This window comes from Acinetobacter sp. AOR12_HL, from assembly GCF_027855275.1.
In the GTDB taxonomy this organism is placed as follows: domain Bacteria; phylum Pseudomonadota; class Gammaproteobacteria; order Pseudomonadales; family Moraxellaceae; genus Acinetobacter; species Acinetobacter baumannii.
Genome location: NZ_JAKTIJ010000039.1, coordinates 172,920 through 193,222 on the forward strand (window position 1 = coordinate 172,920; position 20,303 = coordinate 193,222).

A 20,303-nucleotide genomic window follows, 5' to 3' on the forward strand; every position below is an offset into this window, starting at 1 on the left:
AAGCAGGATTTATCGAGAGTGAGGAGACATTTCTCGTTATTACATAAAGGAGAAATAGTAAATGTTGGGTTTTCTGAAAATTATGTTACCCTTGTTGTTGGTTGTATTTTTATTGATGGGAATATGGGTCAGTATTTTGCACTTCCCTTGGGAGTGGATGACTTATGTTGTCATGGGGATTGAAGTGTTTGTCGCTACTCTGATTTTACCCCTTGAATATCAAACTGGAACAAGTAGCAGCCATATTGGTTTTATCAGTATAAGTGCTTGTCTTGCAGTGCTGTTAGGAATAGCCCGTTTATTCGTATGGACATGGGTAAAATTTTTTGCCTGAATATTTGAAAAATAGATTTAGTCGAATATAATAAGCCCATACTTCATTGGGGAGTAGCCGCTATTCACAGCAAATGTGAATAGGTGATGGTCAACATAATTGTTCAACAGAACATGGTCATCATAGCTTAAACGTCTCATCGTTCCTGAGTTGGCAAGACCTTTGATTTACCACTCTGCAATCATTTTATGATATTTGGCTAGCAGGAGGGGTAGGTCATAGGCATTTATGCTAGCCAGAGAACCGACATGCAAGAATTTCTGATTTCTACCTCGATTGTTGCCCTCGCTGAAATGGGCGATAAAACTCAATTGTTGGCACTTTTATTATCTGCACGTTTTCGTAAGCCAATCCCTATTTTAATCGCGATTCTTTTAGCAACTTTAATTAACCATGGTATTTCTGCTGTGCTTGGGCAGTGGATTACAACGGTTTTAAGCCCTGAAATCTTAGTCTGGGTACTTGCGGTTGGTTTCATTGGGATGGCGTTCTGGATGCTTATTCCGGATGAGCTTGATGATGAAACAGCGAGTATTAATAAATGGCAAAAGTTTGGCGTTTTTGGCGCAACCTTTATTTTATTTTTCTTGGCGGAAATTGGCGATAAGACTCAAATTGTAACAGTCGCTTTAGCTGCACGTTATGACAGCATTTTCTGGGTAATGTTAGGCACAACTTTAGGAATGATGATTGCCAACGCACCAGCTGTATTTATTGGCAACAAATTGGCTGAACGTTTGTCTATTGCGCTCATTCATAAAATTGGCGCCGCTATTTTCTTCATTGTAGGTGTTTCTACACTCGTACAGCATTATTTCTTCTAACGCATTTTAAGCTGCCAAAAAAACGCACTCGAATAGAGTGCGTTTTTTTATAGGTAATTTTAATAATTAAATTTCACAGTAAAGTTAATTTGACGTGGATTACCGAGAGTCACCAAATTTTCGTTGAGAGCACCTGTATAGTAATCTTTATCAAATAGATTACGGATCGCAAGTTGAGCACCCCAATGCTCAGCATCATAACCAGCTTCGGTATCGAATACTGTATAGCCCGGAACATGCACATCTAAACCATCAACGGTTTTATAAGTTTCACCCCGGAAACCACCACCTACATACCAACCAAGTTTTGATGATGGATCAAATTTGTAACGAGCTGACAAGCTATAAGCGTGTTCAGGAATATTGTCGAGCGCTTTCCCTACATTGCTTGCATTTGCATCTTTACTAATTTCTGCATCAATTGTGTAGGTATATGCAGCCGTTAATTTTAAACCTTTTAAAATTTCTGCACTAAGTTCAGTTTCAATACCGCGAGTTAACTGTTCACCACGTTGTACTTTATAGCCACTATTCGCAGTATCAGTAACCAAAACATTCTGACGTTTTAGATCATACCAAGCGATAGCACCTTGAATTCGTTGATCCGGACTTTGTAATTTCATCCCGACCTCAACCTGTTTTCCTTTTTCTGGCTTAAATGGGTTGCTATTTACGTCAGTACCACTATTTGGAGTAAATGATGTAGCGTAGCTCACATAAGGTGCCACAATGTCATTGAAGGTATACATGACAGAAGCACTGCCCGTAAATGCATTATCTGATTGTTTACTCGCATTGCCAGTTACTAAACTTGTAGTTTGGGTTTGTGCCCAATCTTGACGTCCTGATAAGCTTAAAAGTAATTGATCATTAAGCTGAATACGGTCGCGTAAATAGAGCCCTAGATATTTGAGACGGTTGATATCACGTACATTTTGCTTCAATGTCACGTTCTGACCATAGATAGGGTTATAGATATTTAAATCACCAATATCATATTTATCATTGGTGTAGTCACTTTTTTCTTGAAAAGCATCGACTCCAATATTAACGTCATGCTGCATGCCATATAGATCAAATTGTTTATTTAAACGGTTATCGATGGCGAAGCTTAAGTTATCAATAACTTGGTGTCGGCTGTTATTTTTACGGCTGATAGTCGTGTAATCAATTTCACCTTGTTTATCTTTTGCCCAAAAGTTACTACCTGTACGAGCAAAGACTGCTTTGCCATCCATTTCGGTTTTTTGTACGGCAAAATTCTGGTTAAAGCTCCAGTCATTATCAAAAGTATGTTTAAACGTATAACCAGTGCGATAAACATCTGCCTCATATTTACCGAAATTAGGATCTCCAATATATAAACTACGATCTATAGGTCCGTTAGGGTTGTCTTTTAATGTACCAATTACAGGTAAACCTTGCTGACGAATATATTCGCGGTGTTGATAGCTTGCGATTATAGAGAGGTCAGTGTTATCACCGAGGTCAAAATTATAAGAAGGCGAGATATAAAAATTTTTAAAATAAACATAATCGGTTGGATCATCTTGATCAGAGATACGTCCATTTAAACGGAAAGCACCTTTTTCACTATTGTTTGGGCTGTAGTTTAAATCGAATGTTCCTTCTTTAAGGCTGTAACTACCATAAGTCATGCTAGCACGTGCAAAGCTTTCTGCTTCCGGTCTTTTAGTCACTAAATTGACCATACCACCCGGAGCAACTAAACCGAAATTAATAGAAGCAGGACCTTTTAAAATTTGTACCTGATCCATACCAGATAGTTCGGTGGCAACATAAGTATTTTGGCCTACCCTTAAACCATCGACATAGACCGAATCAGAAGAAGTTTGGCCTCGAATAATAAAGTCGTCCCAACCGCGGCGACCGAGTTTTCCAGCCTCTACACCTGCAACCCCTTCAAGCGCATCCGTAAGAGTTCTTGCTTGTTTTTGGTCAAGTTGTTCACGGGTGACGACAGAAACTGATTGAGCAGTTTTAAATAGAGGTGCATCTGATTTTAAAGCTGAGTTTGCTTTTGTTGCGACATAAGAAGAGGGATTTTCTTTTTGTGCTTGAATAGAAATAGTGGGTAACACATTGGTTGAATTTTGCTGTTCTGCCAGTTCTTCAGCATGACTTGTTGTCATTGAAGTAAAAATAGCAACTGCTAACAAAGTTTTTGAAGTTGAAAAAGCAAAGCGTTGAGTCATGGGAGGCCTAAACAGCGCAAAAAAGTAAATTTGATAATGAGAATTATTTTAATTTATTGCAGTTTAATTTTAAATAACATTATGATTCATTTATAAAATAAGAAAAGCAAAATCAATTTTAAAATATTATGAGAAAAATAAAGTAATTCATTGCATGAGTTATTGAATCCCATTATTTTATTATGGAAATAAAAATATCTAATATTTAAAGTTTTTTTGGGGAATTTTATGGGGTTTGAAAAAACAACATCACAGATATTATTTGATAATGGCGTACACAAATGTATTAGTTTTACCAGTTTGGTCAAAGGGGAAGGCATACAAGCCAATCAATTTTTAATTATTGATCATGAGCGTGCTGCCGTGATCGACCCAGGTGGTGATTTGACCTATGTTCCGCTGACAATGGAACTTAATAAATATACGCGCCTTAAAAATCTTGATTATGTGATGGCTTCGCATCAGGATCCAGACATTATAACCTCAATGCCCCGCTGGTTGGTTTATACCGATGCTAAAGTGGTGGCCTCAAAATTATGGGCACGGTTTTTACCTCACTTAAATTCATCATTTATGAGTGAGCGTATGAAAGGGAATTGGGAAGACCGTTTGATTGAGCTGCCTGATCGTGGTCAAGTGATTCAATTAGGTGAATCGAAACTTGTAATTATTCCAGCGCATTTCCTACATTCGGTGGGTAATTTTCAGTTTTATGATCCCGTTGCTAAAATTTTGTTTTCGGGCGATATGGGAGCATCCATCGTAGATGATGCAAGTCAGCCTCTAAAAGATTTTGATAGCCATGTGATGAAAATGAAAGCTTTTCATCAACGTTATATGTGTTCAAATAAAGTCATTCGCTTATGGGTTAACATGGTCCGTCAGATGGATATTGAAATGATTGTCCCTCAGCACGGTAGTCCATTTATTGGTAAAGAGATGATTAATCAGTTTTTAGAGTGGATTGAAACATTGCCATGCGGTGTAGATTTAATGACGGAACAAATTTTTAGCTGTCCAACATAAAAAATAATATTCGACATATTGAGTCCAATTTGAAATTTTTTTAGGATTTCGCGTCGCAGAAAAATTTTTGATGACGAGAATTTGAATAAAAATGTTATCTCAAGTTGCGACTCCAGATGAATGCCTACGCTGTGGGGCATGTTGTGCACATTTTCGGGTTTCATTTTACTGGGCTGAGGCCGAGTTAATGGAAGAACATCTAGTTGAACCTTTGACACCTGTCTATTCATGTATGCGTGGAACTAATCAACCTGAGCCCCGATGTCAGGCTTTGACGGGTGAAATTGGTAAAGAGGTGGGTTGTTCCATCTATGCGGTGCGTAGTTCTACCTGTAGAGAAGTGCAGATTGCTGATGAGCAGTGTAATAAAGCTCGTTTAGCGCACCAGCTTATTCCTCTTATTCAGGTTAGCCCGGCAGATTCAGAGAATGATCACGACTATGATCAGGTGAGTTAAATATAAGCTAACACAATAATAAGTGGGAAATATTTAGAGTAGGCGAATATCTATTGCTGAAAAAGGCAAAGATAATATGAAAATTGCATCGAAATTTGTTTATAATAGCTCACGGAATTTACCAGTGAGATTGTTATGCTGACCATCGTTCAAGAAGCGCTAACCTTCGATGATGTCTTATTACTTCCTGCCTACTCTACTGTTCTCCCAAAAGATGTCTCTCTAAAGACACGTTTAACTCGCGGCATTTATTTAAATATCCCATTAGTTTCAGCTGCAATGGATACAGTGACTGAGTCACGTATGGCGATTGCAATGGCGCAAAATGGTGGTATCGGGATTTTGCACAAAAACATGGATATTGCTGCTCAAGCTGCAGAAGTACGCCGTGTGAAAAAATTCGAAGCGGGTATGGTGAAAGACCCTATCACTGTAAGCCCTGAAACTACAGTACGTGAACTGATTGCAATTACCTCTGCTAATAACATTAGTGGTGTACCTGTTGTTAAAGACGGCAAGGTTGTTGGTATTGTGACAGGCCGTGATACGCGTTTTGAAACCAATTTAGAACAACCTGTTAGCAACATCATGACAGGCCAAGATCGTTTAGTCACTGTACGTGAAGGCGAGTCTAAAGAAAATATTCAAGCATTATTGCAAAAACACCGTATTGAAAAAGTCTTGGTCGTTGGCGAGAGCAACGAACTTAAAGGCTTAATTACAGTAACTGACTTCCGCAAAGCTGAGAGCTATCCAAACAGTTGTAAAGATGATCTTGGTCGTTTACGTGTTGGTGCTGCGGTAGGTACAGGTGCTGATACACCAAGTCGTGTGGAAGCATTGGTTGAAGCTGGTGTTGACGTCATTGTTGTTGATACAGCACATGGCCACTCTGCTGGTGTAATTGAACGTGTACGTTGGGTGAAACAAAACTTCCCTCAAGTACAAGTGATTGGTGGCAACATTGCAACTGGTGATGCTGCATTAGCATTATTAGATGCAGGTGCAGATGCTGTAAAAGTGGGTATTGGTCCTGGTTCTATCTGTACAACGCGTATTGTGGCTGGTATCGGTATGCCACAAATTTCTGCAATTGACAGCGTTGCTAGCGCACTAAAAGATCAAATTCCTTTAATTGCAGATGGCGGTATCCGCTTCTCTGGCGATATGGCAAAAGCGATCGGTGCGGGTGCAAGTACGATCATGGTTGGTTCATTACTTGCAGGTACTGAAGAAGCGCCGGGCGAAGTTGAGTTTTTCCAAGGTCGTTACTACAAAGCATATCGTGGTATGGGTTCATTAGGTGCAATGGCGGGAGCAACTGGTTCTGCTGACCGTTATTTCCAAGATTCAAAAGCGGGTGCTGAGAAGTTAGTACCAGAAGGAATCGAAGGCCGCGTTCCATATAAAGGCCCAATGGGTAACATCGTTCATCAAATGATGGGTGGTTTACGTTCATCGATGGGTTATACAGGTTCAGCTGTGATTGAAGATCTTCGCCAAAATGCGAAATTTGTGAAAATTACTTCAGCAGGCATGTCTGAGTCACATGTTCATGATGTAACGATTACTAAAGAAGCTCCGAACTATCGTGTTGGTTAGATTTTGGTAACCAAAACAATCAAGAAAGCCGTCAGTACACTGACGGCTTTTTGTTTTTGGTGTAAAGTAAATCCGATGAAAAGAGATATGGCGGAATAGCCATATATGAAATGAGCCACGGCTGAAGTGGCGTAAAAATGAGATAAGCTATGAGTTATTTTGGAACGGATGGTATTCGTGGAAAATTTGGGCAAATGCCGATTACGCCAGAGTTTGCTTTAAAACTCGGTTTTGCTGCAGGGAAGGTATTAAAACGAACGAGTCCGAAAAATAAACCACTTGTTGTATTAGGAAAAGATACTCGTTTATCCGGTTATATTTTAGAGTCTGCTTTGCAGGCGGGATTAAATGCTGCTGGTGTATATGTTCACTTACTTGGACCATTACCGACACCGGCTATTGCACATCTTACCCGTGCCTTACATGCACATGCAGGGATTGTTATTTCTGCATCACATAACCCATATTTTGATAACGGGATTAAGTTCTTCTCAAGTGAAGGTAAAAAATTACCAGATTCATTGCAGGAAGAAATTAATAAAGAATTAGAAAAAGATTTATTTATCGAAGACACTGCAAACTTAGGTAAAAGTGTTCGTGTGACCGATGCAAATGGTCGTTATATCGAATTTTGTAAATCTACATTCCCATATCATTTTGATTTAAATAATTTAAAAATTGTTGTGGATTGTGCTCACGGCGCTGCTTACAGCGTTGGCCCTTCGGTTTTCCGTGAACTCGGCGCTAAAGTTGTCGCTTTATACAATGAGCCAGATGGTTTAAATATTAATGAAAACTGTGGTTCAACTCATCCAGAGAGCTTACAAAAAGCGGTTGTGGAACATGGGGCTGACTTAGGTATTGCCTTTGATGGTGATGCTGACCGTGTAGTGATGGTTGATAAGTTCGGTAACTTAATTGACGGTGACCACATCTTATATATTTTAGCGACTCAGGCAAAAAACAAGCCAGCAGGTGTTGTTGGTACAGTAATGAGTAACATGGCACTTGAAGTTGCGCTTGAAAAAGCAAATGTTGGCTTTGTTCGTGCAAAAGTCGGTGACCGTTATGTATTACAAGCCCTAGAAGAAAACGGATGGGTAACAGGTGGTGAGCCTTCTGGTCATATTCTGACTTTAGACAAGAGCACAACAGGTGATGCGATTATTGCAGCATTACAAGTGTTAACCGTGATGGTTGAGCAGAACAAAGCGCTGCACGAATTGGTTAACGGCTTTAAACTGTACCCACAAGTTCTTGTAAATGTACGTTTGGAACAAATGCTTGATCCATATTCTATTCCTGCATTAGTTGCTGAGTTCAATAAAGCTGAAGAGCAGCTCAAAGGACGTGGACGTATTTTAATTCGTAAGTCTGGAACTGAGCCAGTCATTCGTGTCATGGTTGAAGGTGATAACGAGCAAGAAGTGAAAACTTTAGCTGAACATTTAGCAAATGCAGTTCGTTCACAGGCACAAGTCGCATAAGGTGTATGGCATGAGTGATGTCATTAAAGACTTAAGTGAATTGCGCTTAAGCTATGAACAAGGTGAGTTGTACGAGACTCAAGTTGCTAGCAATCCCCACGAGCAATTTCTAGGTTGGTTTAATCATGCTTTAGCAGCTAACTTGCATGAACCGTATGCAATGTCATTAGCAACTGCGAGTGCTAGTGGTCGTCCGCATGTCAGAACTGTGTTGTTACGCGGTGCGACAGAAGCAGGTTATGATTTCTATACCAACTATGACAGTCAAAAAGGTATAGATTTGGCAGAAAATCCATATGCTGAATTGTTATTTTATTGGCCAAGTCTAGAGCGTCAGGTACGAGTAGGTGGGCATGTTGTAAAAATTCCTGAACAGGAATCTACAGACTACTATCATAAACGTCCACGTGATAGCCAGATTGCAGCTCATATCAGTACTCCTCAAAGTGGCAAAATTGAAAGTCGCGAATTGTTACAACAGCGTTTTCAAGACTTGCAACAACAAGTTCAAAGCCACGAAGTACTCGATAAGCCGGAGTTCTGGGGTGGATACCGTCTACAGCCGGATTATTATGAATTCTGGCAAGGGCGACCAAATCGTTTACATGACCGCTTGAGTTATGAAAAAATCGACGGTCAATGGACGTTGCACCGACTGATGCCTTAAATGACAAAAATACAAATTAAACAAAGACCTTTATTGACACGCCCTGAACAGTTTCAGGGCGTGCCTCCGTTTATTGCCGAAATTTTGGCAAGACGGGGCGTACAATCCGAGCAAGAACTAGAGTTAAAGCTTAAGAATTTACTGGCTCCTGAACTCAAAGGGTTGGACGCTGCTGTAGCATTAATGGATCAAGCCATCGATGAGCAGAAAAAAATAGTTATTGTGGGGGACTATGATGCTGATGGCGCAACCAGCACTGCTTTAATGATGCTCGTGCTTCGCGATATGGGAGCACAAGTCGACTATCTGGTACCGGACCGTTTTAAATATGGCTATGGACTTACTCCTGCCATTGCTGAGCTTGCTCATCACACCTATCAACCCGATCTATTAATTACGGTAGATAATGGAATTTCTAGCCATGCTGGTGTTGATGCAGCACATGCCCTAGGCATGCAAGTGATTATTACTGATCATCATTTAACGACTAAAGAAACACCACTTGCAGAAGCAGTTGTTAATCCAAATCAATTAGGCTGTGAGTTTCCAAGTAAAGCATTGGCAGGTGTTGGTGTTGCTTTTTATGTACTTGCCAATTTGGCGAGCCTACGCAATAGACAGGGTAAAAGCACAAGTAAAGTTACCCAATATTTAGATTTGGTCGCTTTAGGAACTTATGCTGATGTTGCTGTCCTAGATTATAACAACCGTATTTTGGTCGATGCAGGTGTAAAACGTATTCAGCAACATCAGTGTCGAGTGGGAATTTTAGCCTTACTCGATATCGCTGGTCGGGAAGCTACTTCAATACGTGCCCAAGATTTAGGTTTTGTGCTCGGACCGCGCATTAATGCTGCTGGACGTATGGAGAGTATGCGTATTGGGATCGAGTGTTTATTAGCTGACACGATGGAAACTGCATACCCCATTGCTCAGCAATTAAATCAGTTAAATATCGATCGCCGTCAAATTGAAGGGGAGATGAAGCAACAAGCTTTATCTGCTTTAGACAGTTTACAACTCTCACAACAAGATATTCCCGCGGCGCTTGTTCTGTTTGAAGAAAACTGGCACCAAGGTGTCATCGGGATTGTCGCGGGACGTTTAAAAGAACAGTTTCATCGCCCAACGATTGTGTTTGCTCCAGATGAAGATGGTATTCATATTAAAGGCTCAGCACGTTCCATTGATGGGGTGCATATTCGAGATACCATTGAACAAGTTGCCGAACAACATCCTGAGCTGGTGAGTCATTTTGGTGGACATGCGGCAGCGGCAGGCTTAACGATTCGTAAAGAAAACTTTGAAGCTTTTAAAACCGTATTTAATGATTGTGTAGCTGCTATGGATGAATCAATCTTTCAAGCGACATTATGGACCGATGGTGAGCTACCTGTCTCTGCTTTGCAATTAGATACCTTAAACTGGATTGAGCAATTAGGTCCGTGGGGACAAAAATTTCCACTGCCTCAATTTGAAGGATATTTTAAAGTTATCGATTTTCGTTGGCTCAAAGAGACACATTTAAAGCTTAGATTAGCGATAGACCAATATAGTTTCGATGCTATTGCTTTTAATGCGGCAGGTCGCTTCGAGTTTGATCCGATGCGAGACCATGTGCATTTGGTTTATGAAATAGACCGTAATGTCTTTAATGGTAATGTGAGCTTACAGCTACGCATTGTGCATTTAAATCAATAAAAAAATCCGCTCAATTGAGCGGATTTTTTTTAATCTAGGTTAGATTAGAAGCGGTATGCTGCACGAACACCATAAGTGTTGTCGTTATCACCGAATCCAACACGACCTTCAACACTTACTTGCTGATTTAAGAATTTTTTAGCATTGATACCAAATTCATCTTTATCAGTTAAGTCGTTATTGTAGTAGTCCACACCTAAACTTAAAGTTTTATCGATGTAGTAGTCACCACGAACTTTATATTCGTCAAGGTCACCAAACGCACCATAAGCTTCAAGGTTTACGTCATGTTGACCAACTTGAGTTACATACTTAGCACGAACGGTAGGATCTGCACCGTCTTTACCGTCTTTCTCGTCGTAACCTTTAACACCTAGAGCAAGTAATAAACCAGGAGCTGGTAAATAACCTACTTCTGCAGCATAAGTAGTCACTTTACTGTCGATATTAGTGTTGTCGATTTCACGTTCGTTTCTGCCTACATCACCGCTAAGGTAAAAGTCAGAGTTAGGAACGAAGTACTCAACGCCTACGCCATATTGAGTGTCTTTTGTGCCGCTGTTATCGCCATAGTTAACATGCGCGTTAACGTTACTTGCACGGTTTAAGAATGCTGCTTCTGCAAGCGGTGCGTTACGTGTTTGAACAGGGTTGAAATAATAAGTCCCATCAACACCGAATTTGCTTACGCTGCTGCCGTTATCTGGATCAAGATAATTGTAAGAACCACCAACTTCAGCTTGGTAAGCGTTTGCTGTGCCACTTACTGCAAGAGCAGATAAAAGAGCTGATGCAATTGCTAGTTTTTTCATGGAATCTCTCCCCTCTAAAAACGATTTTATAAATGTTTTGTTACAACTTTCAGTCTAGAGCAAAATCATTCACCGTCAATCTTGTCCAAGTAACTGGACTGTAACCATGTGCTTTTTATGTAACTATATTTAATTTAATATATTGATTTTAAATAATAAAAAAACAATGTTTTATTTTATTAAAAATGAGGAGATTTTGTGTAGAAACTTAAAAATGCTGGAAAAGTACCCAATTTTGTATGGGGATGTTACGAGTTAAGCTTAAAATCTACTGAAAGAAAATTAGCAAACTTATTCATTGAAATAAGAGTTAGCGATTAAAGCAGGTTCGAAGATAACCGTAGCTATGATAAAATATTCGACTGTTTATCTGCTTTTATGGGAACACTCGCGTGGAAATTAATCCTTATCTAAACCAATTGAAAGACTTAACTGATCGTAGCCAAACACTACGGGGGTATCTTTGACTACGATCTAAAAAAAGAACGTTTAGAAGAAGTTTTACGTGAGTTAGAAGACCCTGCGATCTGGAACGATCAAAACCGTGCTCAGGCAATGGCGAAAGAAAAGGGCGAACTAGAAAACGTTATTAATGTATTAGATGGCTTATCTACACAGCTTGAAGATGCAAAAGCAATGTTGGATTTGGCTGTAGAAGCTGATGATGAAAGCTTGCTTGAAGATGTTCAGTCTGAACTGAGTACTGCTGAAGAAGAATTAGCAAAACTTGAATTCCGCCGTATGTTTAGCAATCCAATGGACCCGAATCCTTGCTATGTCGAGATTCAGGCGGGTTCAGGTGGTACAGAAGCACAAGATTGGGCTTCAATGCTATTACGTATGTATATGCGCTGGATTGAACGTCATGGTTTTAAAGCAGAACTTATGGAAGTGTCTGACGGTGACGTGGCTGGTATCAAATCTGCAACAATTCGTGTTGAAGGTGAATATGCATATGGTTGGTTACGTACAGAATCTGGTGTACACCGTTTAGTACGTAAATCACCATTTGACAGTGGTAACCGTCGTCATACTTCTTTCTCTGCGGTATTTATTTCTCCAGAAGTTGATGACAATATCGAAATTGATATTAATCCTTCAGATGTTCGTACTGATACTTACCGTGCATCTGGTGCAGGTGGTCAGCACATTAACAAAACCGATTCGGCAGTACGTTTGACGCATATTCCGACTGGTATTGTAGTGGCATGTCAGAACCAACGTTCACAGCATGCGAACCGTGATCATGCATGGAAACAGTTACGTGCAAAATTGTATGAATTAGAAATGCAAAAACGTAATGAAGCCGCTCAAGCACTTGAAGACTCGAAGTCTGATATTGGTTGGGGTAGCCAAATTCGTTCTTATGTACTTGATGACTCTCGAATCAAGGATTTACGTACGGGTGTTGAAAATTCAAATACTGGTGCGGTTCTTGATGGTGACCTTGATCGTTTTATTGAAGCGAGTTTAAAACAGGGGTTATAAGAGTCTTTTGAACTTTTAATTCTCTATAACTCTTAAATTTTTAGCGATTAAAACGGCAAAGCAGTTCAGTGTTTGGAAGTTAATCGGAAAAATACGATATGAATATCGAAAAAAATAGATATGAATATCGTCAAAATACGATATTATGTTTCCGAAATGCTGAACAAAGCTTTGTTCGTTTACAAGACGTGTTGAGCCTATGGATATTGATGCAATTAGCAAAGCCCTAGCCAATCCTCTGCGTCGGCAGATTCTGCAATGGTTAAAAGAGCCGGAGCATTATTTACCGGTAGAAGAGTGTGGTGGTAGTTTTGAAAAAGGGGTTTGCGCAGGTCATATTGAACGTTTGGGTAAAGTAGCTCAGTCTACAATGTCCAATCATTTGTCTGTATTACAGCAGGCGGGTCTCATTCAGGTCCAAAAATATGGACAATGGTCTTATTTTTCACGTAACGAAGCTTTGATTCAGCAATATATCGAACATTTAAAACAGACACTTTAAAACAAATAAAGTGTAAGTCGAGGCGATCATGGCTGAACTCAATACTCCCTTAACAGTTGGTGATTTTGAAATTAAAAATCGACTGGTAATGGCCCCATTAACACGTGCGCGTAGTGGCGAAAGCCGTGTTCCAAACGATTTAATGGTGGAATATTATCAGCAACGTGCAAATGCAGGTCTCATTCTCACTGAAGCAACAGTGATTGGTTCAAAAACCGTAGGTTATGCAGATACTCCGGGACTATGGTCACAAGAGCAAGCACAAGCATGGAATAAGATTATTGAAGCAGTTCATGCTCAAGGTTCAAAAATTGTAGTTCAACTGTGGCATGTGGGTCGTATTTCACATCCAGAGCTTTTAGATGGTGATATTCCTGTTGCACCGAGTGCGATTCAACCTGCGGGTGAAGTAAGTTTATTACGCCCTAAACGTCCATATGTAACGCCACGTGCGCTTTCAATTGAAGAAATTCAGGAAATTGTTGCTCAATATAAGCATTCAGCTGAATTGGCTAAAGCAGCAGGTTTTGATGGCGTTGAGCTACATGCAGCAAATGGTTATTTAATTGACCAGTTCCTTCAAAGTAATACTAACCAGCGTGATGATGAGTATGGTGGTCCGGTTGAAAACCGCGCTCGCTTGTTATTAGAGGTAGTTGATGCCTTTATTGAAGTGTGGGGCGCTGGCCGAGTAGGTGTGCATATTGCACCGCGTGGCGACTCGCATGATATGGGTGATGAAAACCCGCTAGCGACATTTGGTTATGTGGTTGAACAACTCAGCCAACGTAATGTGGCTTTCATTTTCTCTCGTGAATATGAAGCAGCTGATAGTATTAGCCCACAATTACGTAAAAAATTTAATGGTGTATGGATTGCCAATGAAAATCTGACACCAGAGTCAGCAAAACGTATCTTGCGTGAAGGTCAAGCAGATGCTGTATCTTTTGGTAAAGCATATATCGCTAATCCAGATCTTTTACAGCGTTTAGAACAAGGCTTACCATTAAATGAACTTCAACCAACGACTTTATATGCTAAAGGCGCTGAAGGATATACAGACTATCCGGCTTTAGAAGCTTCATAAGTTCATAATATTATTAAAATTTACTATGTGCTGAACTTGCTCTTTCGTGAGTTCAGTAGATGACTTTTCTTGTATATGGTAGAGTTTAGGTATCGAAACTCTGCCATTTTTTTTATCTATGTTATATTTTCCGCAGTTTTTGAATTTTGACTATTTGAGGCAAATCGCTTGGCGACCCCATTTTGGTACAACACCGCACTTCATTTATTAAAACCGTTTTATCGTTGGCGGATAAAAAGACGTGCAGAAAGTCTAGAATTATATCAGCAGGAATGTCTGGAAAGATTTGGGCCGTTTGAAGCACCGAAGAATGTAAAAGCGATCTGGTTTCATGCTGTTTCAGTCGGGGAAACCAATGCTGCACAGCCTTTAATTGAGTATTACCTAAAACTTGGGCAGCCAGTCTTAGTGACCAATACCACGAAAACAGGTCAGGCTCGTGCCAAGTCACTTTTTCTAAAAGAACCATATTTAGATTTATTTCAAGCCGTTTATTTGCCTGTAGACCAGAAGCCTCTTTTAAAAAAATTTTTTGAGTTATATCAGCCAAAGCTTTTAGCACTGGTTGAAACTGAACTCTGGCCAAATTTAATCGATCAAGCCAAGTTACAGCATGTACCTTGTTTGCTGCTTAATGCTCGGTTGTCAGAAAAATCTGCAAAAGGATATGGCAAAGTCTCGGGTTTAACCGCAGGTATGTTAAAACAGCTGGACTGGGTGTTAGCGCAAGATAGTGCAACTCGTCAGCGTTATGTTGAGCTTGGTTTAGACGAACACAAAAGTCAGGTCGTTGGTAATATTAAATTTGATATCCATACACCAGAGGCTTTTATTAAACAAGCTGCCCAATTGCATCAGCAGTGGTATCTGGAAAATCGGCAGGTTGTGACGATTGCCAGTACACATGCACCCGAAGAACAACAAATTTTGGAAGCACTCGCACCTTATTTAAATTCAGATCGTGAGTTGGTGTGTATTGTGGTGCCTCGTCATCCTGAGCGTTTCGATGAAGTATTTGAAATTTGCCAAAATTTAAATTTAATTACGCATCGTAGAAGTATGGGCCAAAGTATTCATGCCAGCACGCAAGTTTATCTCGCTGACAGTATGGGTGAGCTCTGGTTATGGTATGCCTTAAGTCAGGTGTGTTTTGTAGGCGGTTCTTTAAATGAGCCGGGTGGTGGGCATAATATTTTAGAACCTATGGTTTTAAATGTACCTACTGTGGTTGGACCGCGTTATTTTAACTTTCAAACGATTGTCGATGAGTTCATTGATGAAAATGCTGTGCTTATTGCTCAAGATGCACAGCAGGTCGTTGATATCTGGTTAGCATGTCTGGCAGAACCTGAGGCGACTGAACAGTTAGTGGTACAGGCGCATAAAGTGTTGCAACGTAATCAAGGTTCCTTACAAAAACATATCGGGGTGATTAATCGCTATCTGGCCGAAAAATCATGAATATTGTTTTACTAGAGCCTGAAGATGTTCAGTCGGATACATGGTCTATCCATTCAAAACGTCAATTACAGCATTTGCGTGAACATCTTGATATTACAGTCGGCCAGAACCTAAAAGTTGGTATTCGCAACGGCGCCCGTTATATCACTGAAATTGTTTCGATGAATGAGCATGAAGTCCGTATACGGCCTATTCGTGAAGAACTACTACCAGCAAAACTTCCGGTTCATTTAATTGTAGCTTTACCAAGACCTAAAGTTTTACGCCGTCTAATTATGGACAGTGTGACTTTAGGGGTTGAAAAGATAAGCCTGATTCATAGTTATCGTGTTGATAAAAGCTATTGGCAAACTCCTTTTTTACAGCAAATAGACAACTACGTTACGCTGGGACTTGAGCAAGCAGGCGATACAATTGTTCCTGAAATTCAACTTTATAAACGTTTTAAACCTTTTGTTGAAGACGTCTTGCCAAGCTTAATTACGCAGGAAACACCTGCCTATGTGGCTCATCCTTATGCTGAGCAGCGTATGCCAATTAATATTAGCCATGCTTGTAGTGTAGTGGTCGGGCCGGAAGGGGGATTTATTCCTTACGAAGTAGATTTGCTCATAAAAAACGGCTGCCAAGCTATGAGCTTAGGCAACCGTATTTTAAGAACCGAAACGTCTATTTCTTATATTTTAGGTCGTTTGTTTAGCTGATGTTTCAGGGTTTAAAGCTGGTGGATTAGATACCATTTTTAATTCCTGAATTGGGTAAGGAATATCAATATCATTTTCATTGAAAGCTTGTTTTACTTGAGCTTGAATATTACTAATAGATGAAGAGATATCAGTTTCAGTGGTATCAACCCACCAGCGTACAGTCAGGTTAACCGAGAAATCTGCTAAAGCTGTGACGTTAACTGAAAACGCAGGTTGACTCAGTACATTTCGATCATTATTGAGAATATCTAAAATAATCTGTTTTGCTTTTTGCTCATCATCATCATAGCCAATTCCGACTACAAACTCGCAGCGTCGTTGTTGATAAGCAGTATTAACAGTTAAGGCACTTGTATAAACCGTTGCATTTGGAATAACAATACGGCGACCATCCGGTGAGCGTAGGAAGGTTGCACGGATCTGGATGTCTTCTACAGTTCCTTCAAGTGAATTCACCACAATTGAATCGCCAATACGGAATGGCTCGCTCAATAAAATCAAAATACCTGAAAGCAGGTTTTGGAATATATCTTTAAATGCAAAACCAATGGCGACTGAACCGATCCCTAGTGCACTCATGAGCTGGCCTGGTGTGAACCCTGGAATCATAATGACAAGAGCTATTAAGAAACCAAAGAATAAGATCGCTGTACTACCGACACGGTTTAAAACTAAAACAAGATTTTGACGAGTATAAGAGCGATTTTCTAAAGTCTTACGAACAAAGAACTTAAATAATTTGGTCAGTAGCCAAAAAATAAGAAAAACAACAATCGCAATGCAGATATAAGGTACACGTTCCCAAAAACTATCTACGATTTTGTCGATAGTGGTATAGGCATCATGATATTTCTCGGTATGCGCTAAAACTGTTTGAGTGGTTTTAGTACCTGCTTCTTGCAAAAGTTCGCCTGTATTTTTTGCAACATCCGTTAAGGATTTTTGTTCATCAGCCACGACAAGTCTCTAATTGAATAAATTCAGAAAGCCTTTTCAGCTTCCATCATAGTAGGAGATAAAATGTGCGCCTACTATAATGAGTTCATCTAAATAATAAAGTGTTTTTTAATTAAAAGTATTCCGTTCCTTTTTGTAAGATTTGTGTCGGGGTTTGAATAGTATCGGTACCAGAGAAGTAGTAAAAAAAGCCTGCTGTAGAAATAAGGCTAATTAAAATAGCGATTAAAATAAGCCAAGCCATCAGTTTTTCTATAAACGTTGAAGGCCGAACAGGACCATATTGATTAGTGCCCGCTGTACCAGAAGCAAGCAGTAAATAAAGCATAAAAAAGAACTGAACGACTGGAATAAATAACAGTAGTCCCATCCAGCCACTTTTATTTAAATCGTGTAGGCGTCGAACGACTAGAATAATGTTGAGATAGATCAGAAATAGCCAGAAAGCCCAGACCATTAAAGCACTTATACCGGAGAGAGAGCTGTAAAATTCAAAATTAAATAGATCACTTGAAAGCTGAAAACTTCCAAGAAACGAAGCCAGAATAAAATAGCCCACGATTGTGACTAAATAAATCAGGCCATATCCACCCAAATAACTCATTCGGTTAAAGCGACCATGAATTGAAAAAGGGCTGTCTTTAAACGGGAGTTGAGGTGGACGTGAAGAGGGAGTTTCGGCAAACATCTTATTTTATTCCTGCACTGCTTCTAAAAGCTAAAATAATCTTTGTTGATGGTCAAAACCATCAAAACTTAAAAAAATTATAAAAGTAAAAGCTATAGACAAATGTTTTAAATCAACTTAATTTTATAAAAATGTTCACAATTTCGTATGCTTGAGTAAGTGATTAATATATGACCAAAGTCGCATTGTCTAGGCTTTGAAAGAGTCATCATACTGAAAAGGCAAACAAATAAGATCCAGTAAAATAATAGCCACAGTCTCGAGATGGGATGCACAAGATCAAGGAAGTTGCGTATGAATGAGATCTATCCAGTACCAGAGGAATTTAAAAAAACTGCTCGTACTGTTGAAGCAGACTACTTTAAACGTTATCAACACTCTATCGAGAACCCAGATGAATTCTGGGCAGAGCAAGCTAAAATTGTCGATTGGATAAAGCCATTTACCCAAGTTAAAAATACCAGTTTTGACAAAGACAATTTCAAGATTGAATGGTTTGCTGATGGTGAGTTGAACGTATCAGCAAACTGCTTGGACAGGCATCTTAAAGAACACCCTCACAAACCTGCAATTATTTGGGAAGGTGATCATCCTTCTCGTCATAAAATTGTTTCTTATAAAGAATTACACGACGAAGTCTGCCGTTTCGCCAACGTTTTAAAGAAATATGGCATTGGTAAAGGTGACCGCGTTGTGCTGTATATGCCAATGGTGACTGAGGCTGCAATTGCCATGTTAGCCTGTGCCCGTATTGGTGCGGTGCACTGCGTGGTATTTGGTGGTTTCTCACCAGACTCGTTGGCGAGTCGTATTGAAGATAGCCAAGCTAAACTTGTGATTACGGCTGACTCAAGCCTACGTGCCGGTAAGTTGTTACCACTTAAAGAAAATGTTGATTTGGCTCTAGCATTGCCGGGCACAGAATGCGTTGAAAATGTGATTGTGGTTTACCGTAATGCAAACCCAATCGAGATGAAGCCGGGTCGTGATTTGTGGTATCACCTTATTATTATGGAGGTGGATGCAAACTGTCCTCCAGAACCAATGAAGGCCGAAGACCCTTTATTTATTCTTTATACCTCTGGCTCGACGGGTAAACCTAAAGGAGTGTTGCATACGACAGGTGGTTATCTGGTGTATGTGGCGAGTACCTTTAAAGAAGTTTTTGATTTAAAACAAGATGATGTGTACTGGTGTACCGCTGATGTCGGCTGGATTACAGGCCATAGTTATCTAATCTATGGACCACTAGCAAATGGTACGACGACCTTAATGTTCGAAGGTGTGCCTCAGTATCCAACATGGGCACGTCTTGGTCATGTGGTCGATAAACATAAAGTCTCTATTTTATATACAGCGCCAACCGCGATTCGTGCCATGATGCGAGAGGGTGATTCGTATGTACGTGAAAGTAACCGCAGTAGCTTGCGTTTGTTAGGTTCAGTGGGTGAACCTATTAACCCAGAGGCTTGGAACTGGTATTACAACGTTGTTGGTGAAGGCCGCTGTCCAATTGTTGATACATGGTGGCAAACCGAAACAGGTGGTATTTTGATTGCGCCATTACCGGGGGCAACAGCTTTAAAACCAGGTTCGGCAACGCGTCCTTTATTTGGTATTCAACCAGCTATTGTCGATGGTGAAGGCAATGAACTAGAAGGCGCTGCCGAAGGTAACCTTGTGATTAAAGATTCATGGCCGGGCCAGATGCGTACCATTTGGGGTGACCCAGATCGCTTTATTGAAGCTTACTTCTCGACCTTTAAAAATACTTATTTTACAGGTGATGGCGCCCGCCGTGATGAAGATGGCTATTACTGGATCACGGGTCGTGTTGACGATGTCTTAAACGTTTCAGGCCACCGTCTAGGTACGGCTGAAATTGAAAGTGCTCTTGTATCGCATGAATCGGTGGCAGAGGCTGCTGTTGTAGGTATGCCGCATGATATTAAAGGGCAGGGTATTTGTACTTTTGTGACTTTGCAGGCGGGTGTTCCGGAGTCGGAAGAACTGCGTAAAGAGTTAATTAGCTGGGTACGTAAAGTACTCGGACCAGTAGCTTCACCAGATGCACTGCACTGGGCGCCGGCATTACCTAAAACTCGTTCGGGTAAAATCATGCGCCGTATTTTAAGAAAAATTGCAGCGAATGAACTGGATAGTTTGGGCGATACCTCAACCCTAGCTGAACCAGCAGTGGTGGATCAACTGATTGCGACAGTTTATCCTGATAGACAAAAATAACGTTTTAATAAAAAAGCCCCGATAGGGGCTTTTTTATTAAACC

General features: G+C 40.2%; 18 protein-coding genes and 1 riboswitch. Of the genes, 14 read left to right on the forward strand and 4 right to left on the reverse strand.

From position 1 onward, the window contains the following. The first annotated feature begins 61 nt into the window (after positions 1 to 61). Both MKL36_RS17685 and MKL36_RS17690 read left to right on the forward strand, forming a co-directional pair. Positions 62 to 334, forward strand: a complete 273-nt coding sequence (locus MKL36_RS17685; protein ID WP_000900286.1) for a hypothetical protein — start codon at positions 62 to 64, stop codon at positions 332 to 334. A 36-nt stretch (positions 335 to 370) separates the two neighbouring features. Continuing rightward, positions 371 to 567, forward strand: a riboswitch (yybP-ykoY riboswitch). Between the two features lie 15 nt (positions 568 to 582). Beyond that, a complete protein-coding gene (locus MKL36_RS17690; RefSeq protein ID WP_021510204.1) occupies positions 583 to 1,158 on the forward strand; it encodes a TMEM165/GDT1 family protein in 576 nt (191 codons plus the stop codon). Positions 1,159 to 1,217: 59 nt separating this feature from the next. Here the strand turns inward: MKL36_RS17690 and MKL36_RS17695 are convergent, their stop codons facing one another. Then, complete coding sequence (locus tag MKL36_RS17695; RefSeq protein WP_021510203.1) at positions 1,218 to 3,374, reverse strand: TonB-dependent siderophore receptor; 2,157 nt, start codon at positions 3,372 to 3,374, stop codon at positions 1,218 to 1,220. A gap of 228 nt (positions 3,375 to 3,602) precedes the next feature. Between MKL36_RS17695 and MKL36_RS17700 the strand changes: the two genes are divergently transcribed. From MKL36_RS17700 to recJ, 6 genes are all read left to right on the forward strand, one after another. Next, on the forward strand, positions 3,603 to 4,400 hold the full coding sequence (locus tag MKL36_RS17700; RefSeq protein ID WP_021510202.1) for an MBL fold metallo-hydrolase: 798 nt from the start codon (positions 3,603 to 3,605) through the stop codon (positions 4,398 to 4,400). Between the two features lie 91 nt (positions 4,401 to 4,491). Beyond that, positions 4,492 to 4,857, forward strand: a complete 366-nt coding sequence (locus MKL36_RS17705; RefSeq protein WP_000952249.1) for a YkgJ family cysteine cluster protein — start codon at positions 4,492 to 4,494, stop codon at positions 4,855 to 4,857. A 135-nt stretch (positions 4,858 to 4,992) separates the two neighbouring features. Next, entirely contained in the window at positions 4,993 to 6,459 is a 1,467-nt protein-coding gene (guaB, locus tag MKL36_RS17710) for an IMP dehydrogenase (RefSeq protein WP_000956023.1), read from the forward strand. Positions 6,460 to 6,608: 149 nt separating this feature from the next. Next, the gene (gene glmM / locus MKL36_RS17715; protein ID WP_000119870.1) at positions 6,609 to 7,946 is read left to right on the forward strand and encodes a phosphoglucosamine mutase; all 1,338 of its coding nucleotides are present in this window, start codon (positions 6,609 to 6,611) and stop codon (positions 7,944 to 7,946) included. A 10-nt stretch (positions 7,947 to 7,956) separates the two neighbouring features. Beyond that, positions 7,957 to 8,613, forward strand: coding sequence for a pyridoxamine 5'-phosphate oxidase (gene pdxH, locus MKL36_RS17720; RefSeq protein ID WP_001286113.1), 657 nt, complete (start codon positions 7,957 to 7,959; stop codon positions 8,611 to 8,613). After that, positions 8,614 to 10,314, forward strand: coding sequence for a single-stranded-DNA-specific exonuclease RecJ (gene recJ, locus MKL36_RS17725; RefSeq protein WP_000161615.1), 1,701 nt, complete (start codon positions 8,614 to 8,616; stop codon positions 10,312 to 10,314). A 44-nt stretch (positions 10,315 to 10,358) separates the two neighbouring features. On the opposite strand, the gene MKL36_RS17730 is transcribed toward recJ, so the two are convergent. Continuing rightward, the gene (locus tag MKL36_RS17730) at positions 10,359 to 11,126 is read right to left on the reverse strand and encodes a putative porin (protein WP_000731729.1); all 768 of its coding nucleotides are present in this window, start codon (positions 11,124 to 11,126) and stop codon (positions 10,359 to 10,361) included. Positions 11,127 to 11,518: 392 nt separating this feature from the next. Here MKL36_RS17730 and prfB point away from each other — a divergent pair. From prfB to MKL36_RS17755, 5 genes are all read left to right on the forward strand, one after another. Continuing rightward, positions 11,519 to 12,614, forward strand: a protein-coding gene (gene prfB / locus MKL36_RS17735; RefSeq protein ID WP_096640204.1) for a peptide chain release factor 2 whose coding sequence is annotated in 2 segments (ribosomal slippage) — positions 11,519 to 11,590 and positions 11,592 to 12,614 — 1,095 coding nt in all. Because the reading frame shifts where the segments join, the coding sequence is not laid out codon by codon here. A 199-nt stretch (positions 12,615 to 12,813) separates the two neighbouring features. After that, on the forward strand, positions 12,814 to 13,116 hold the full coding sequence (locus MKL36_RS17740; RefSeq protein WP_000350419.1) for an ArsR/SmtB family transcription factor: 303 nt from the start codon (positions 12,814 to 12,816) through the stop codon (positions 13,114 to 13,116). A gap of 28 nt (positions 13,117 to 13,144) precedes the next feature. Continuing rightward, a complete protein-coding gene (locus tag MKL36_RS17745; RefSeq protein WP_000819048.1) occupies positions 13,145 to 14,203 on the forward strand; it encodes an alkene reductase in 1,059 nt (352 codons plus the stop codon). 168 nt (positions 14,204 to 14,371) lie between these two features. Next, positions 14,372 to 15,664 (forward strand): 3-deoxy-D-manno-octulosonic acid transferase, encoded by a 1,293-nt coding sequence (locus MKL36_RS17750; RefSeq protein ID WP_000224857.1) that lies wholly within the window; start codon positions 14,372 to 14,374, stop codon positions 15,662 to 15,664. Further along, on the forward strand, positions 15,661 to 16,368 hold the full coding sequence (locus MKL36_RS17755) for a 16S rRNA (uracil(1498)-N(3))-methyltransferase (protein WP_021510201.1): 708 nt from the start codon (positions 15,661 to 15,663) through the stop codon (positions 16,366 to 16,368). The genes MKL36_RS17750 and MKL36_RS17755 overlap by 4 nt, the downstream gene beginning before the upstream one ends. Here MKL36_RS17755 and MKL36_RS17760 read toward each other — a convergent pair. Both MKL36_RS17760 and MKL36_RS17765 read right to left on the reverse strand, forming a co-directional pair. Then, the gene (locus tag MKL36_RS17760; RefSeq protein ID WP_000752853.1) at positions 16,348 to 17,328 is read right to left on the reverse strand and encodes a mechanosensitive ion channel family protein; all 981 of its coding nucleotides are present in this window, start codon (positions 17,326 to 17,328) and stop codon (positions 16,348 to 16,350) included. The two genes, MKL36_RS17755 and MKL36_RS17760, sit on opposite strands and share 21 nt — an antisense overlap. A 112-nt stretch (positions 17,329 to 17,440) precedes the next feature. Further along, a complete protein-coding gene (locus MKL36_RS17765; RefSeq protein WP_000457175.1) occupies positions 17,441 to 18,016 on the reverse strand; it encodes a DUF805 domain-containing protein in 576 nt (191 codons plus the stop codon). 294 nt (positions 18,017 to 18,310) lie between these two features. Here MKL36_RS17765 and acs point away from each other — a divergent pair, with 294 nt between their 5' ends. Further along, positions 18,311 to 20,260: an acetate--CoA ligase gene (acs, locus tag MKL36_RS17770; RefSeq protein ID WP_001002965.1), complete on the forward strand. Its 1,950-nt coding sequence runs from the start codon at positions 18,311 to 18,313 to the stop codon at positions 20,258 to 20,260. Positions 20,261 to 20,303: the final 43 nt, after the last annotated feature.